Annotated in this window: 18 protein-coding genes; 12 read left to right on the forward strand and 6 right to left on the reverse strand. The window is 69.4% G+C overall.

Features of this window, described 5'->3' with window-relative positions:
- The first annotated feature begins 83 nt into the window (after positions 1-83).
- Together ACFYXH_RS30295 and ACFYXH_RS30300 are read left to right on the forward strand one after the other, a co-directional pair.
- Positions 84-674, forward strand: coding sequence for a SigE family RNA polymerase sigma factor (locus tag ACFYXH_RS30295; protein ID WP_389570027.1), 591 nt, complete (start codon positions 84-86; stop codon positions 672-674).
- Positions 671-1,801, forward strand: a complete 1,131-nt coding sequence (locus ACFYXH_RS30300) for a hypothetical protein (protein ID WP_389569506.1) — start codon at positions 671-673, stop codon at positions 1,799-1,801. Before ACFYXH_RS30295 ends, ACFYXH_RS30300 begins: the two co-directional genes overlap by 4 nt.
- A 243-nt stretch (positions 1,802-2,044) precedes the next feature.
- Here ACFYXH_RS30300 and ACFYXH_RS30305 read toward each other — a convergent pair whose 3' ends face one another.
- Together ACFYXH_RS30305 and ACFYXH_RS30310 are read right to left on the reverse strand one after the other, a co-directional pair.
- On the reverse strand, positions 2,045-2,806 hold the full coding sequence (locus tag ACFYXH_RS30305; protein WP_389569509.1) for an SURF1 family protein: 762 nt from the start codon (positions 2,804-2,806) through the stop codon (positions 2,045-2,047).
- 146 nt (positions 2,807-2,952) lie between these two features.
- Positions 2,953-4,767: a S9 family peptidase gene (locus ACFYXH_RS30310; protein WP_389570029.1), complete on the reverse strand. Its 1,815-nt coding sequence runs from the start codon at positions 4,765-4,767 to the stop codon at positions 2,953-2,955.
- A gap of 361 nt (positions 4,768-5,128) precedes the next feature.
- Here ACFYXH_RS30310 and ACFYXH_RS30315 point away from each other — a divergent pair, with 361 nt between their 5' ends.
- Entirely contained in the window at positions 5,129-5,332 is a 204-nt protein-coding gene (locus tag ACFYXH_RS30315) for a hypothetical protein (RefSeq protein ID WP_389569512.1), read from the forward strand.
- Here the strand turns inward: ACFYXH_RS30315 and ACFYXH_RS30320 are convergent.
- The gene (locus tag ACFYXH_RS30320; protein ID WP_389569515.1) at positions 5,274-6,005 is read right to left on the reverse strand and encodes a 4'-phosphopantetheinyl transferase family protein; all 732 of its coding nucleotides are present in this window, start codon (positions 6,003-6,005) and stop codon (positions 5,274-5,276) included. The genes ACFYXH_RS30315 and ACFYXH_RS30320 overlap by 59 nt on opposite strands.
- Before the next feature lie 145 nt (positions 6,006-6,150).
- On the opposite strand from ACFYXH_RS30320, the gene ACFYXH_RS30325 reads away from it, so the two are divergent.
- The gene (locus ACFYXH_RS30325) at positions 6,151-6,777 is read left to right on the forward strand and encodes a TetR/AcrR family transcriptional regulator (RefSeq protein ID WP_389569518.1); all 627 of its coding nucleotides are present in this window, start codon (positions 6,151-6,153) and stop codon (positions 6,775-6,777) included.
- Positions 6,778-6,913: 136 nt separating this feature from the next.
- On the opposite strand, the gene ACFYXH_RS30330 is transcribed toward ACFYXH_RS30325, so the two are convergent.
- Both ACFYXH_RS30330 and ACFYXH_RS30335 read right to left on the reverse strand, forming a co-directional pair.
- Complete coding sequence (locus ACFYXH_RS30330) at positions 6,914-7,489, reverse strand: TerD family protein (RefSeq protein ID WP_266548966.1); 576 nt, start codon at positions 7,487-7,489, stop codon at positions 6,914-6,916.
- Between the two features lie 164 nt (positions 7,490-7,653).
- Positions 7,654-8,115: a potassium channel family protein gene (locus ACFYXH_RS30335; protein WP_389569521.1), complete on the reverse strand. Its 462-nt coding sequence runs from the start codon at positions 8,113-8,115 to the stop codon at positions 7,654-7,656.
- 361 nt (positions 8,116-8,476) lie between these two features.
- Between ACFYXH_RS30335 and ACFYXH_RS30340 the strand changes: the two genes are divergently transcribed.
- Both ACFYXH_RS30340 and ACFYXH_RS30345 read left to right on the forward strand, forming a co-directional pair.
- Complete coding sequence (locus ACFYXH_RS30340; RefSeq protein ID WP_389569523.1) at positions 8,477-8,965, forward strand: hypothetical protein; 489 nt, start codon at positions 8,477-8,479, stop codon at positions 8,963-8,965.
- 148 nt (positions 8,966-9,113) lie between these two features.
- Positions 9,114-9,650 carry a flavoprotein gene (locus tag ACFYXH_RS30345; protein WP_389569526.1) on the forward strand — a complete coding sequence of 179 codons (537 nt, stop codon included), beginning with the start codon at positions 9,114-9,116 and terminating at the stop codon, positions 9,648-9,650.
- Between the two features lie 60 nt (positions 9,651-9,710).
- Here the strand turns inward: ACFYXH_RS30345 and ACFYXH_RS30350 are convergent, their stop codons facing one another.
- Complete coding sequence (locus ACFYXH_RS30350; RefSeq protein WP_389569528.1) at positions 9,711-9,938, reverse strand: hypothetical protein; 228 nt, start codon at positions 9,936-9,938, stop codon at positions 9,711-9,713.
- Positions 9,939-10,092: 154 nt separating this feature from the next.
- Here ACFYXH_RS30350 and ACFYXH_RS30355 point away from each other — a divergent pair, with 154 nt between their 5' ends.
- From ACFYXH_RS30355 to ACFYXH_RS30380, 6 genes are all read left to right on the forward strand, one after another.
- The gene (locus tag ACFYXH_RS30355; protein WP_389569531.1) at positions 10,093-10,536 is read left to right on the forward strand and encodes a CBS domain-containing protein; all 444 of its coding nucleotides are present in this window, start codon (positions 10,093-10,095) and stop codon (positions 10,534-10,536) included.
- Between the two features lie 145 nt (positions 10,537-10,681).
- Positions 10,682-10,756: a 50S ribosomal protein bL37 gene (locus tag ACFYXH_RS30360; RefSeq protein WP_100661309.1), complete on the forward strand. Its 75-nt coding sequence runs from the start codon at positions 10,682-10,684 to the stop codon at positions 10,754-10,756.
- A gap of 743 nt (positions 10,757-11,499) precedes the next feature.
- Entirely contained in the window at positions 11,500-11,751 is a 252-nt protein-coding gene (locus ACFYXH_RS30365) for a hypothetical protein (RefSeq protein ID WP_327325094.1), read from the forward strand.
- A gap of 11 nt (positions 11,752-11,762) precedes the next feature.
- Complete coding sequence (locus tag ACFYXH_RS30370) at positions 11,763-12,968, forward strand: SPFH domain-containing protein (RefSeq protein ID WP_389569535.1); 1,206 nt, start codon at positions 11,763-11,765, stop codon at positions 12,966-12,968.
- A gap of 351 nt (positions 12,969-13,319) precedes the next feature.
- On the forward strand, positions 13,320-13,808 hold the full coding sequence (locus ACFYXH_RS30375) for a VOC family protein (protein ID WP_389569537.1): 489 nt from the start codon (positions 13,320-13,322) through the stop codon (positions 13,806-13,808).
- 27 nt (positions 13,809-13,835) lie between these two features.
- Entirely contained in the window at positions 13,836-14,024 is a 189-nt protein-coding gene (locus ACFYXH_RS30380) for a bleomycin resistance protein (protein ID WP_389569539.1), read from the forward strand.
- Positions 14,025-14,051: the final 27 nt, after the last annotated feature.

Below are 14,051 nucleotides of genomic sequence, written 5' to 3' on the forward strand. Positions count from 1 at the left end.
CAGAGGTTCTCGACATCACCAGGGTGGTCCCGGTCCGCGGCGCTGCAGTGCGTCCGCTCCGCAGACGCCGCCCGTCCGGCGGCATGCCGGTGATTGCTCCCATGCCCGCACCCCGCACCAACCGCGTACCTTCCCAGCGCGAGGGCGCTGAAGGAACCATGGCTGAAGACACCATGGCTGCGGGCACCACTGTCGATCACCTCACCGAGACCTACCGCGCCCACTACCGGTCGCTGCTCGGTCTCGCGGCACTCCTGCTGGACGACACGGCCTCCTGCGAGGACGTCGTCCAGGAGGCCTTCATACGCGTCCACTCGGCGCGCAACCGGGTGCGGGACCCGGAGAAGACTCTGGCGTATCTGCGCCAGACCGTGGTCAATCTCTCCCGCTCCGCGCTGCGCCGCCGGATCCTTGGGCTGAAGCTGCTCTCCAAGCCGATGCCGGACATGGCGAGCGCCGAGGAGGGGGCCTACGACCAGCTGGAGCGGGACGCGCTGATCAAGGCGATGCGCAAACTGCAACGGCGCCAGCGCGAAGTGCTGGTGCTGCGATACTTCGGCGATATGACCGAGGCTCAGGTTGCCGAAACGCTGGGCATATCGCTCGGCTCGGTGAAGGCGTACGGCTCGCGGGGCATCGCGGCGCTGCGCGTCGCCATGGAGGCCACGGCATGAGCGGGCACAAGCACAGGTTTGAGCAGTACGGGCCGGACGGGCCGTTTGACGACCGGACTGGAAACGGAATTGTGAACAACGGGCCGGAAAATGAGCAGGGCGGCCTCGGTCAAGGACCCGCTGAGGGTTTTGGCGGGGACGAAATGGCCCTGCGCCGGATGCTGCAGGGCGCGGTACAGGACCTTGAGCCCTCCGACGGCGCCCTCGACCATCTGCGAAGGGCGGTTCCCGCGCGGCGCGCCCGCAAAAGGCAGGCGCTCGTCGGCATGGCGGCCGCGGCGCTGCTGATCGGCACCGCCGTCCCCGCCTTCGTCCATGTGGCGAACTCGAGCGACAGCGACGGCGCCCGCTCCGTCAACGCCGGACACGGCGAACAGGCGCAGGGCGGCACCGGGTCCGACGCCGGTGACGAGGGCGGCGAGAACGGAACGGACAATCCTTCCGCCGGCGGCCAGGGCACCGAGCAGAACGAAGGCGGTGCCAGCCGGACGCCGGGGGCGAAGCCCGGCAACGGCACCTCGAACGGCATGGTCGGCGGTAGCGCCAACCCGTCGGGCACCGTGGCCGCGACCTCGCCACCCTGTGACGCGAGCCAGCTCGGCGTCAGTGCGACGCAGGCGGCCAAGCCCGACTCCGATGGCAAGGTGTACGGCACCTTCCACATTGCCAACGTCTCCAAGACCGACTGTGCGGTCAGCGGCGCCGGCACGGTCGGCTTCCAGGCGATGGGTGCCGCAGACCCCGCCAAGATCACGGTGGTCGGGCACACGACGGGCGACCCGGCGAGCGGACTGCCCGACCCCTCGCAGGAGGCCGGAGCGCTGCTGCTGAAGCCGGACACGGCGTACGAGGTGAAGTTCGCCTGGGTGCCGAAGGACAGCTGCCCGACCTCCGGCGCCTCGCCCGACCCCACGCCCTCGACGGGCTCTTCGGGCGCGAGCAGCAGCGGCACGGGCACGACGTCGGAGAACACCCAGCCCCAGCTCGTCACTGAGGACGGCGGGACCTCGGACGGCAGCGTCGCGGTGACCCACATCCCGGAGCCGGGCGCGCCGAGCGCGGAGACGACGATCTCCAACGCATGCGCGGGCACGATCTACCGCACGGGTGTCCTGAACGCGCAGTAGCAGCGACCGCCGCGTAACCGGCGCTCCGCCCCGGACCCCGCGCCTCAATCGCCGGCGAGGCTCCTGTTGGGGCTCCGCCCCAAGCCCCGCTCCTCAAACGCCGGAGGGGCTGTTATTTAGGCCCGTCCGGCGATTGAGGACACTCCCCTACGCCCTGAGGGCCCTGAGGGCGTAGGGGCCCCCGGAAGGGCGTACGGGGGCTCTGCCGCGGTGGCCGGCCGCAGCCGCATCGTCCAACTCGGTCTACACCGGCTCCGGGCCCGGGGCCAGGCCCAGCGCGCTGTCACGTGCGGCCTCCGCCTCGCGCCGCAGCAGCCGGAACCACATGAAGACCACAAAGCCGGCGAAGACGAACCACTCGCCGGTGTAGCCGAGGTTCTGGAACGACTTGAGGTCGAGCCCACTGCCCTCCGGCGCTGCCGCGGGCACGGCCTTCAGCCCGGCGTCCGCCTCGGCGAGCGTGACCCATGCGTCGTACACATCGTCCGGCACCAGGTTCACCAGCGAGGCCGCGCTGATCATGCCGAGCTGACCGCTCGGCAGCCCGCCCGTCGCGTGCACCCCGTCGGAGCCCGAGGTCTCGGAGGCCTGCAGCGCGCCGGTCACGGTGACCTGGCCGGCCGGTGCCGCGGGGATCCGCCCGCCCTCGGCCAACCAGCCGCGGACCACGGGCAGCATCCGGCCGCCGTCGGTCTTCAGCATCGTCAGCACATACGAGCCGCGCTTGCCGTCCAACTCCCGCTCCGGCACGAGGAACTGCTTCCCGTACCGCCCCCTGGCCGTCGCCTGCCGCCCCGACGTTTCCTTGTCGACGGGCAGCAGCTCGTCGACGGGCGCGGCCTTCTGCTCACCGGGGCCGGGCTTCTGCTGGGCCTCCCGGTGCGTGTGGACGCGGTCCTCGAACTTGCCGAGCTGCCAGGAGCCCATGAAGACGCAGAAGGGGATCGCCAGCACGACGAAGAGATTGATCCCCCACCAGCGGGGCGTCAGCAGGAACCGGTACACCCCTCCACGGTACGGAACGGGCCCGCGATCTCTCGGCCCACCCCCCTGTCCCGGCTCCCGCTCCCGGCTGCGCCGCCCTGCCCCTTGCGGCAGGTACGGCTCCCTGTACCCATTCCCGGCTACGGCCCTTTCCCGATGACGGATCCCTATCCCAGGCTCGCCGCCTGCCCCAGGTGCCCGCCGGCGAAGGCGATCTCCAGCCGCACCTGCTTGATCCGCTCCTCCACCACCAGCGAGCCGTGCCCCGCGTCGTACCGGTAGACCTCGTGCACCGCGCCGCGCGCCGCCAGCCGGTCCACATAGTTCTCGACCTGGCGGATCGGGCAGCGCGGGTCGTTGACGCCCGCCGAGATGTAGACGGGAGCCTTGACGGCGTCTACGTACGTCAGCGGGGACGAGGCCTCGAACCGCTCCGGGACCTCCTCCGGCGTCCCGCCGAGCAGCGTGCGGTCCATCGCCTTCAGGGCCTCCATCTCGTCGTGGTACGCCGTGACGTAGTCCGCGACCGGCACCGCCGCCAGCCCCAGCGTCCACGCCTCAGGCTGGGTGCCGAGGCCGAGCAGAGTCAGATACCCGCCCCACGAGCCGCCCGCCAGGACCAGCTTCGCCGGGTCCGCGAGCCCCGACTTCACCGCCCACTCCCGTACCGCCGCGATGTCCTCCAGCTCGATCAGCCCGACCCGGTGCTTGAGGGCGTCCGTCCACTCCCTGCCGTACCCCGTCGAACCCCGGTAGTTGATCCGCACGACCGCGTACCCATGGTCGATCCAGGCTGCCGGGCCCGCCGCGAAGGCGTCGCTGTCGTGCCAGGTCGGGCCGCCGTGGATCTCGAAGACGGTCGGCAGCGGTCCTGTCGCCCCCGCCGGCCTCTGCACCAGCGCATGGATACGGCCCCCGGGTCCCTCCACCCAGGCGTCCTCCACCGGCACCGACTCCGGCGCCTTCATCCCCGGCGGATCGAGCACGACCCCGCCCGCCGTCGAGCGCACCTGCGGCGGCAGTGCGGCGGACGACCACAGATACTCCACCTGTCCGTCCGGCCGGGCCGTCGCACCCGAGACCGAACCGGTCGGCGTCTCGATGCGCGCCAGCTTGCGCGCCGCCAGGTCGTACCGGAACAGCTCCCCGCGCGCCTCGAAGCTGTGCGCGACCAGCAGCCCGGAGCCGTCCGGATACCACTCGGCGTTCACATCGCCCGGCAGGTCGATCGCGAGATCGGTCTCGGTGCCCGACGCGACGTCCCAGATCATCGGCTCCCAGCGGCCGCGCCGCTGATGCCCGATGAGCAGCCGGGTGTCCCCGTCCACCGGAGCGAAACCGAGCACCTCGAGACCCAGTTCTTCCGTGCCCCCCTTCGTGTCGTCCAGCTCGGCGACCGAGGTGCCTCCCCCACAGCCTTCGGCGTGGGAGGTGCCCCCGATGCGCACCACCCGCAGCGCCGAGTGCATCGCGTCCCCGTGCTCGGTGTGCTCGATCGCGATCAGCGTCCCGTCGTGCGAAAGATCGCCGACCCCGGCCGACTCCCGGTGCCGGTAGATCTCGACCGGCTCCGCACCCGGCCGTACGACATGGATCGTGGTGCCGTCCTCGTCGGTCGACCGGCCGACCACCGAGGTGCCGTCCCGGCCGATCGCCAGCCCCGCCGGGTACGAAGGCTCGAGTCCGGGTGCCGCGGGCTCGTCGTCGCCGCCGCCGAAGGGCTGCCGCATCCAGACCCCGAACTCGTCCCCGTCGGTGTCCGAGAACCACCAGATCGACTGGCCGTCGGGCGACAGCACACCGTCTGTCGTGCCGTTCGGCCGGTCCGTCGCCTGTCGCTGCTCGCCGGTCGACCGGTCCCAGGCGTACAGCTCATACGTCCCCGTGGCGTTCGACACGAAGAGCGAGCGGTCCGGCGCGTCCTCCGCCCAGTCGGGCAGCGAGACGCGCGGGGCCCGGAAGCGCTTCTCCCAGTCGGGCATCGACGGCAGGTCCGGTGTGCCGGGCAGCTCTGGCGTGCCGGGCAGGTCCGGCGTCGAGTCGGTGATCTCAGTCATGACCCCATTCTGCGCCGGACCCCCGACAATCCGTTCGCGTCGTCCGCAGCCTGTGGATAACTTCGAGGGCATGGGTGAGCACGTGGTCGAACGCCACTGAGGCCGCTGGGCGTTCGGCAGCCGGACGACGGCGATGCCGCCGCCAGTGTCCAGGACCGGGACAATGGACGGCATGAACCTGCAGAGCTCCGACTGGGTCACCGTTGCGGCCTACGAAAACCTGCCCGGCCGCCCGAACCCGCCCGCCGCAGTACGCGCTTGACTACGTGATCGCGGCATCGACTGGATGCCCTTCGTGGAGAGCGACATCTACTGGAACCACGCCTGCGGTCCAGGTCCCGACGGCCGATGGCGCGGATGGTACGACGTTCGCATCCGGGCCGACGCCCTGCGCCCGCTGGGGCTGCATCCCGACCAGCCCACGGCGAAGGTCAGCGGGCCGTCTCCGCCTCGTTGGTGGCATGCGGCGGCGGAGCGCCGGGCGCGGTGAGGTGTACGGCGATCGCGGCGGCGAACCCGGGATCCGTGGGCAGGTCGGCGAGCAACCAGTCGGCGCTACCGGCCGGTTGGGCGCCGGCTCCCACATAGGTGAGGGAGAGATCCTCGTTCAGACCGACTCCGGTTGCCTTCAGCAGGGCTTCCTTCCGGGTCCAGCAGCCGGCGAAGGCGGCGGGGCGGTGCTCGGGGGGCAGCGCTGCCAGTTCCGTACGCTCCCTCGGGTGCAGCTGGGCCGCGACTTCGGTGACCGTGTCCGGGGCGGGGACGCCCTCGACGTCGACCCCGACGGGCACTGTGGCCAGGGCGATCATCACCAGGCCGTCGGTGTGTGAGAGCGAGAAGTGCACCGCGTTGCCGGGGACGACGGGCCGGCCGTGCGGTCCGCCGCAGTGGGTGCACGGTTCGCGCGAGAACGTGATCGCTTCCGGGGCCTGGCCGAGCCGTTCGCCGAGCAGCCGGCGCAGGGTCACATGCGCGACCGTGAACGCGTCACGGTCCACGGCTCGCCGGAAGGCAGCGCGACGCGCGGACTCGTCGGCGTCGAGGAGGTGCAGGTGCGCGGCGGTGTCGTCGGCATGGGCCGAGACCCGGCCGGACCACACCAGCTCCACGCCCGGCAGCGTCGGCGCCGGGCGGCCGGGACCGGCGGATACGTCGATCGGCATGTTGAACTGCATCTCCCTCGCCACGTCTGCCTCCAGTTTTACCTGCCCTGCCCGGACATTCTCTAACGGATCCATGGTTCCTTTAACTTGTGCGTGAGCAGGCGGCGGGCATGGAAGCGGCCATGGAAAGAGTCTGGAGTCCGTTGTGCCAACCAAGGGCGCATCCGCGGATGCGGCAGACCCGGGCACCGTCCGGCCCGGCGGACGGACCGCCCGCGTCCGGGCATCCGTACTGCGGGCAGCGGGCGACGCCCTGGTCGAGCACGGTTTCCACAGCCTCGACCTCGCCGATGTGGCCCGCCGCGCGGAGGTGGGCAAGACGACCGTCTACCGCCGCTGGGGCACGACCACCGGTCTGATCGCCGATCTGCTGGCCGACATGGCCGAACAATCCGTGCCGCGTACGGACTCCGGCTCCCTCACCGAGGACCTCAGGTCCAACGCCCGCCTCGTCGCAGCCACCCTGACCGACCCCCGCCAGGGCCCTCTCTTCAAGGCCGTGATCGCCGCCGCCACCTGCGACGAACGCACCGCACGGGCGCTGCACCGCTTCTGTGAGACCCGGATCAAGGAATGGGCGCCGTGTGTCGAGGGTGCCATCGCCCGCGGTGAGCTGCCCGCGGGCACCGACGCCCGGGAAGTCATCCGGGCTGTCTCCGCCCCGCTCTACTACCGCGTCCTGGCCGGCGGCGACCCGCTCGACGAGGCGGCCGCAGACCGTGCGGCCGCGGCTGCCGAGTCCGCGGCGCGGGCGGGCGCGCACATCGGCTGACGGCGACGAGGCGACGACTTCGACGACTTCGACGACTTCGACGACTTCGACGACTTCGACGACGGCGACGAAGGTGGCAAGGGCGGCAAGGGCCTGACCCTCGGCGAGGTCAGGCCCTTGAACAGGCTTACGCGGCTCAGATGTTGACGCCGAAGTCCTGCGCGATGCCGCGCAGCCCTGAGGCGTAACCCTGGCCGACAGCGCGGAACTTCCACTCCGCGGCATTGCGGTACAGCTCGCCGAAGACCATCGCGGTCTCGGTCGAGGCGTCCTCGCTCAGGTCGTAACGCGCGAGCTCGGCGCCGCCGGCCTGGTTGACGACGCGGATGAACGCGTTGCGCACCTGCCCGAAGGACTGCTGACGGCTCTCGCCCTCGTGGATCGAGACCGGGAACACGATCTTGTCGACCTCGGCAGGCACGCCCGCCAGGTTCACCTTGATCTGCTCGTCGTCGCCCTCGCCCTCACCCGTGAGGTTGTCACCGGTGTGCTCGACGGAGCCTTCCGGGCTCTTGAGGTTGTTGAAGAACACGAAGTGCTGGTCGGACACGACCTTGCCGTTCGCATCCACCAGCAGGGCGCTGGCGTCGAGGTCGAAGTCGGTCCCGGTGGTGCTGCGTACATCCCAGCCCAGGCCCACGACGACCGCGGTCAGGCCCGGGGCCTCCTTGCTGAGCGAGACGTTGCCGCCCTTGGAAAGGCTGACACCCATGGAAATCCCCTGCGCAATCCGGCGCGGGCCGCGCCTCTTGACGATTCCTTTGCCCACGAGGGCAACGAGCGGTCACCGCCCCTGGTTCCCCTGACACCCAAATGGCCGTCACCATGCTTCGCTGCTCTCGCGTCCTCCACCGACCCCGGGGTCGCGGCGGCTCGTCACGGGGGCTCGCTGTGCCCCAGCCGATCGCCGACCCGGCTGCGCAGCCGACGCGTCACCGCGGTCGCGGCGGCGGTCAGGAAGACGAAGCTGTAGAGGATCTGGAGCATGGTCACCAGGCGGGCGGTCTGGCTCTGCGGCACTACGTCCCCGTAACCGACGGTCGCCAGCGTGACCACGGTGAAGTACAGCGCGTCGAGCCTCGTCTGCAGCCCGACGAACGCGCCCGTATGCCGGGCGAGGGCGTAGTACGTGGCCGAGAAGACCAGTACCGACAGGAACATCAGCAGCAGAATGACGACAACGGGGTGGGTGTCCGGCTTGTCGAGGAGTACCTCCCTGATCTGAAGCAGCAGCAGGCACGCGATGGCGGCGAGCACCACGATGAAGACCGTCCAGCTGAGCTCCGGCCGGTGTGGTCCGAGGCCGTTGAGGGGAAGCACGAAGTACGCCACGGTCATGGCGACTACAAGACAGAGGGATGTAATCCAGAGCCGTAGCGGCGCAACATTTGTTGTGCGGTGCACCACGTGAGCCTCCCGCCCAAGGCCGCGTCCGGTGCCGCGTCCCGTCGAAGCCTGTCGCCCCCACGATCGTCCGCCCCGGCGATCCGTCGCCACCCGGCAGCGGCCGAACGGTGCAGTCATGGCGCAGGGCAGTGCGTGGCAGTGCGGACGAACGTCACGGCCCGACGGACACCGCCTCCACACGTGCGCGTCCTCGCCACTCGAACGGGTGTACCCGTATGGCGGTGGTGTGTGTACCGGTCGACGCTCGAAGCCGGTACGCGACCGGCGTGCGGGACGAGAAAAGGAGCACCCCATGAGCCAGGACCAGCCGGTGGGATCACCGATGAACATGGAACCCCCGACGGACAGGGGAACACCGATGTACAAGGGGCCGCCGCCCGGGGAACCGAACAGCGGCTGGGTGACCGGCGGCATCGTATTCGCCGCCGTACTGATGCTGTGCGGCGGTGTGCTCGCCGCGCTCCAGGGCATAGCCGCGATCGCCGAGGACGATGTGTACGGTCGGCTCGGCAACTACGTGTACCGCATCAGCCTCACCGGTTGGGGCTGGATCCACCTGATCCTCGGCATCTGTGTCGCCATCACCGGCGCAGGGCTGTTCAAGGCCGCCACATGGGCACGGTTCACCGGTATCTTCCTGGCCGCGATCAGCCTTGTCGCCCAGTTTCTGTTCCTGCCGTACGCGCCGGTCTGGTCGGTGATCATGATCGCGATCGACCTGTTCATCATCTGGACGCTGGCGGTGTACCACAGCACCGAACCAAGGCCGGCTTCCGCCTGAAGGAAACGAGAGGAAACGAAAAGAGTCGGAGGGAAGCCGAACTCAGCGCTGCTTCCGCACCACGGCTCGACCGTAGGCAGCCACGAGCCGGCCCCCGGCCGTAGGCTGCCGGGACTCCACCAACTCAGTTGCCTACGGGAGTCCTTGAGTGAGCGAGCAGCCGAAGAAGCCGTTCCTGTACGTCATCGTCTGCGCGGCCGGGACAGCCGGCGATGTCGGCAAGCTGATCACCGCCGCGCAGGAGCAGCACTGGGACGTCGGCGTCATCGCAACCCCGCAGGGCCTCGGTTTCATCGACGCCGAGGCCGTGGCGGAACAGACCGGCAACCCGATCCGCTCTGCCTGGCGCGGCCCCGGCGACCCTCGCCCGTTCCCCGCGGCGGACGCCATCGCGGTGGCCCCGGCCACCTTCAACACCATCAACAAGTGGGCCGCCGGCATTGCCGACACCCTCGCCCTGGCCACGCTGTGCGAGGCCTACGGTGCCGGCATCCCCACCGCCGTACTGCCGAGCGTGAACGCGGACCTGGCCGCTCATCCCGCGTACCGGCAGAGCCTGCTTCGGTTGCGTGAGATGGGCGTGGTGATCAGTGCGTACGAACCTGACGAGCCCCAGGCGGGCGGCTCCGGCTGCTTCCGTTGGGAGGAGGCCCTGGATCTGCTCACGCCGAAGGTGTCCGCCTGAGGGTGACCGGACAGGACGAACGTCATCGGACAGGCAGAAAGCCATCGGACAGGACGAACGTCACGGCATGATCTCCAGCGGGTGATACTCGTGCGGCCGGTCACCGATCCACTCCACCCACGTCGGATCGTCGAGGAGCTCCTCCGTATCGGGCAGCCCTGCCAGGCGCAGGAACTCCAGTACGTCCCGGTCGGAGTCTGCGAGGCCCATGATCTGCTGTCGCACCGTGACCCGCCGCCCGCCCGACGCGGCGATCCGGTGCACGACGATCGGCGGATGTCGGGACATACATACAGGCTGCGACGGACAGCGGCCCACAGCACGCCGAGAGCGGTGCCGGGCCGGTGGAGGAGTGCTGCCCGGCGGTCACGCAGAGCGGGCGGTATGGGGCCGACCGTGTGATCGTGGAAGGAGGACCAACGCGCTGAAGGCAGAGGGAAATATGGCCAGCAACAAGCAGCTCACGGCCCGCGACATCATGTCCAGCGGGGTGCAATGCGTCGGTGCACACCAGTCGCTGTTCGAGGCGGCGAAGATGATGCGCGACTTGAACGTCGGATGCCTTCCCATCTGCGGTGATGACAACAGACTCACGGGCGTGATCACCGACCGGGACATCGTCGTGAAGTGCTGTGCCGAAGGAGTCGACCCCGCTGAGGTGCAGGCGGGATCCCTGGCCGGGACCCTGCACTGGATCGATGCCGGGGCGGGCGCCACCGAGGCGCTGGAAATCATGGAGACGCACCAGATCAAGCGTCTGCCGGTGATCGATGTCGGGAAGGGCCACAGCCTGGTCGGAATGATCACGGAGTCCAACCTCGCCAAGAATCTGAACGACGAACAGATCGCGGAGTTCGCGACCCGCGTATACGCGGGCACGCGCTAGCCGACCCACCCGCTCGGCAGGGCCCGGTGAGCGGCGGGCGGAGCCGGTATGTGCGCTGTGGCCGTGTCACCGCTGATGCGGACACCGTGGGCCGAATCTAGACTGGCGAAGGCATGTGAAGTCCTGAATTAGGGAGATATGCACCATGGCCAAGCGAGGGAACAAGCGACGCGCCCGTAAGAAGAAGAAGGCCAACCACGGCAAGCGTCCCAACGCCTGACCCGACCGTGCACACGGCCGACGGTCCGGTCTCTTCGCCGGCCGGATTGAGGTCGAGGAACACCCGTACGCCCCGCTGACCCGACATTGACCGTGGGCCCGGCAGGTCCCGTCTCGGCGGTTACACCTGTCGGGCCGGTCGATGCCGTGCGCCCGGCGTACCTCGTACACCCTGCGCGCCCGTCAGACCGGTAAGTCGGCCGGACCCGTCGCACCCGCCCCGCCCCCCGGCACACCCCGCGCGCCCGTCAGGCCAGTCGCGCCGATCGCGCCCTTCAGGCCGGTCGCTCCCCTCTTGCGGTTGTCCTTGCCGCCGCGTTGCGACCCGTCCTTGCATGCATCGCTTCCGCCGCCCGTGCTGCTCGACGCGCAGGACCAGCGCGAGCGAGGAGATCGTGCTGCCGACCATCCACTTGTCTCGACGCGGCAGCGGCCCCAGCACGGACCTTGTCCTGTTGTCCGGAATCGGGGGCCAAGTACTCGGCGAGGTGCTTGAGTTGGCAGGTGATGACCTCGGTGCCGTGGTGCGGGTCGATCAGGGTGCAGGCGTGCGGGAGCTCGGCAGCGAGCCGGGGGAGTGTGGATCCTGCGGGGGCAAACCGTCCTGCTCCGCTGATGTACAGGCTGCAGCGCGGCCTGGATGTTCATCTGCGCCGGTTCAACAAAGGGTCCCGAGGATAGGCCGCTGATTCCGGCGGGTCTAAGGTCGAAATCGAGAACCAGAACGATGGAGGGCGGTCGGTAGTGCCACAGGACGAGGCCGTGATCGGCTGCTCCGGAGAGCTGATCATCGGCACCCGTGGATCCGCCGGTCCCGGCGAGATCCTGGTGCGGGTCAGAGGCGGATCCGAGACCTTCCTCGCCTGGTCCGAAGAGCCCCTGCCGAGGGGCGCGACCGTGCTCGTGATCGGATCCCGCGGCACTCGCCAAGTGGACGTCATCGAGTGGGCCGATCCGTTGGATGCGTTGGGCGGCAGCGCCGTCGGCGCTGGTTAAGGAGACGAAGCATGTTCGGTTACCGGGTTCCCGCTCCCGACGAGGCGATGTTGATCTCGGGCGGCAGGCGCGGGCTGGGTGGTGCGCCGTTCCGTGTGGTGACAGGCCATGGCAAGTTCGTGCTCCCGATCTTCCGCAAGACCCGCTTCCTCACGCTGTCGATGTGCGAGGCCGAGGTCACCGAGACCTGTGTCACCAGGCAGGGCATCGCACTTCACGTCCGCGCCGTCATCGCTTTCAAGGTCGGCAATGACACCGAGAGCATCATCAACGCCGGCCAGCGATTCCTCTCCGACCAGGACCAGATGTCGGTGCTGACCGGCCGGATCTTCGCAGGTCACCTGCGCTCCATCATCGGCTCGATGACCGTCGAGGAGATCGTCACCGAGCGGCAGAAGCTCGCCGCCGAGGTCTTGGACACCTCGAAGACCGAGATGGCCAAGATCGGGCTGATCGTGGACTCGCTGCAGATCCAGTCGATCGACGACGGCGATGTCGGCTACATCGACGCGATGTCGGCCCCGCACAAGGCGGCCATCCAGCGGCAGGCCCAGATCGCACAGGCTCAGGCCACCCAGGCGTCGGTCGAGGCGGAGCAGGTGGCCGCGCGGAACCAGGCCGAATACGCGCGACAGACCGCGGTGGTGAAGGCGGAGTACTCGGCGGAGGTGGACCGCGCACAGGCCCAGGCGGCGCAGGCCGGGCCGCTGGCGCAGGCGCACGCGCAGCAGGAGGTGCTCGCCGCGCAGACCGAGCTGGCCCAGCGCGCGGCCCAGCTCCGCCAGCAGCAGCTGGTGGCCGAGATCGTAAAGCCGGCGGAGGCCGAGGCCGAACGGATCAGGGTGCTGGCCGTGGCCGAGGCGGAGCGGATGAAGATCCAGGCCGCGGCCGCCGCCTCGCACGACCGGGTGGCGCTGGACCGGATGCTGATCGACCAGCTCCCGCAGATCGTGAAGGAGGCCGCGGGCGGCCTCGCCGGAGCCAATGTCAATGTGCTCAACGGCGCCGACGGCCTCGGCGAGATCGCGGCGGGCCTGGTCGGCCAGGGGCTGACGATCCTGGAGTCGGTCAGGCAGAACCTGAGCGGTTCCGATCACCGACCCGAGAAGGACAACGGTCCGCTCGGTCTTCCGGGACACCTGACCGGCCCTGAGAAGGGCATGGACAAAAAGGACGGCCCGCGCAAGCCGACCGACGGTCCGGTTGCCATCGACTAGCGCCTTGGTGGCGGACGGCGAGTAGTAGCACCATCGGGGAGTGGGTTTCCATGATCCATTCCCCGGTGACTCGCCAGGCGCTCCAGGAAACGAATCGCTGCGCGCGGCTCAGTTCCGCCCCCGCTCGCGACCGCACAGATAGGACTTCGCGCGGAACGGATGCCGTGCGATGGCGTCCAGCCTTTCCCGCCGGGGAGGTGGATGAGCTCGTCGCGCAAGACTGTGTCCAGTAAGCGACGATTGTGGTATTAGCCGGTCCACGGATGACCCAGAGTCGGCGCTCGGGTTCCCGCCGCTGGCGGCTTATCAAGGGGTCATGACCGAACCGGGCATCCGTCACGGGAGGTCGATGTGAGCACCCTGCAAGCGCATCAGGACGGCGCAACGGACGTCGTCAAAGATCCGACCATCAATATGAGCCTCGAGGTCATCGTCATCCCGGTGGCTGACGTCGACCGTGCCCTGCGCTTCTACGGGAGCCTGGGGTGGCGGCTCGACGCGGACTACGAAGCCGGCCCGGAGTTCCGGATCGTGCAGGTGACGCCACCGGGGTCCGTGGGCTCGGTTATCTTCGGCCGCGGGGTCACCCCCGTGGCACCGGGCTCCGCCCAGGGTCTCTACCTCGTCGTCTTCGACATCGACCGAGCCCGCGCTGACCTGGTCGGCAGGGGCGTTGATGTGAGCGAGGTCTTCCACAATGTCTACGACAACGGCGTCCAGGAGTCGGTGGGCGGCCCCGATCCAGAGCGTCGCAGCTACGCCTCGTACGCCTCGTTCAGTGACCCGGACGGCAATGGGTGGTTGCTGCAAGAGGTCCAGGTGCGACTGCCCGGACGGTGACTCCGGCACGACGGAGGAGGTTTCGCCATGGACGTCACCGCGTTGACAGAACTCTTGCATGAGACCGAGGAGCACCACGGTGCGTACGAGGCGACGGCCCCGGAGCACAACTGGTGGGACTGGTACGCCGCATACATGGTCGCCCGTGAGAACGGCCGGAGTCCCGACGAGGCGGCCGGCGTCGCCGCGCTCCACATGGAACCGCTGCTGCGATGAAGGCCGACTGCGACGTCGTCGCGGGCG

It is taken from the genome of Streptomyces sp. NPDC002730, assembly GCF_042888805.1.
Classification (GTDB): domain Bacteria; phylum Actinomycetota; class Actinomycetes; order Streptomycetales; family Streptomycetaceae; genus Streptomyces.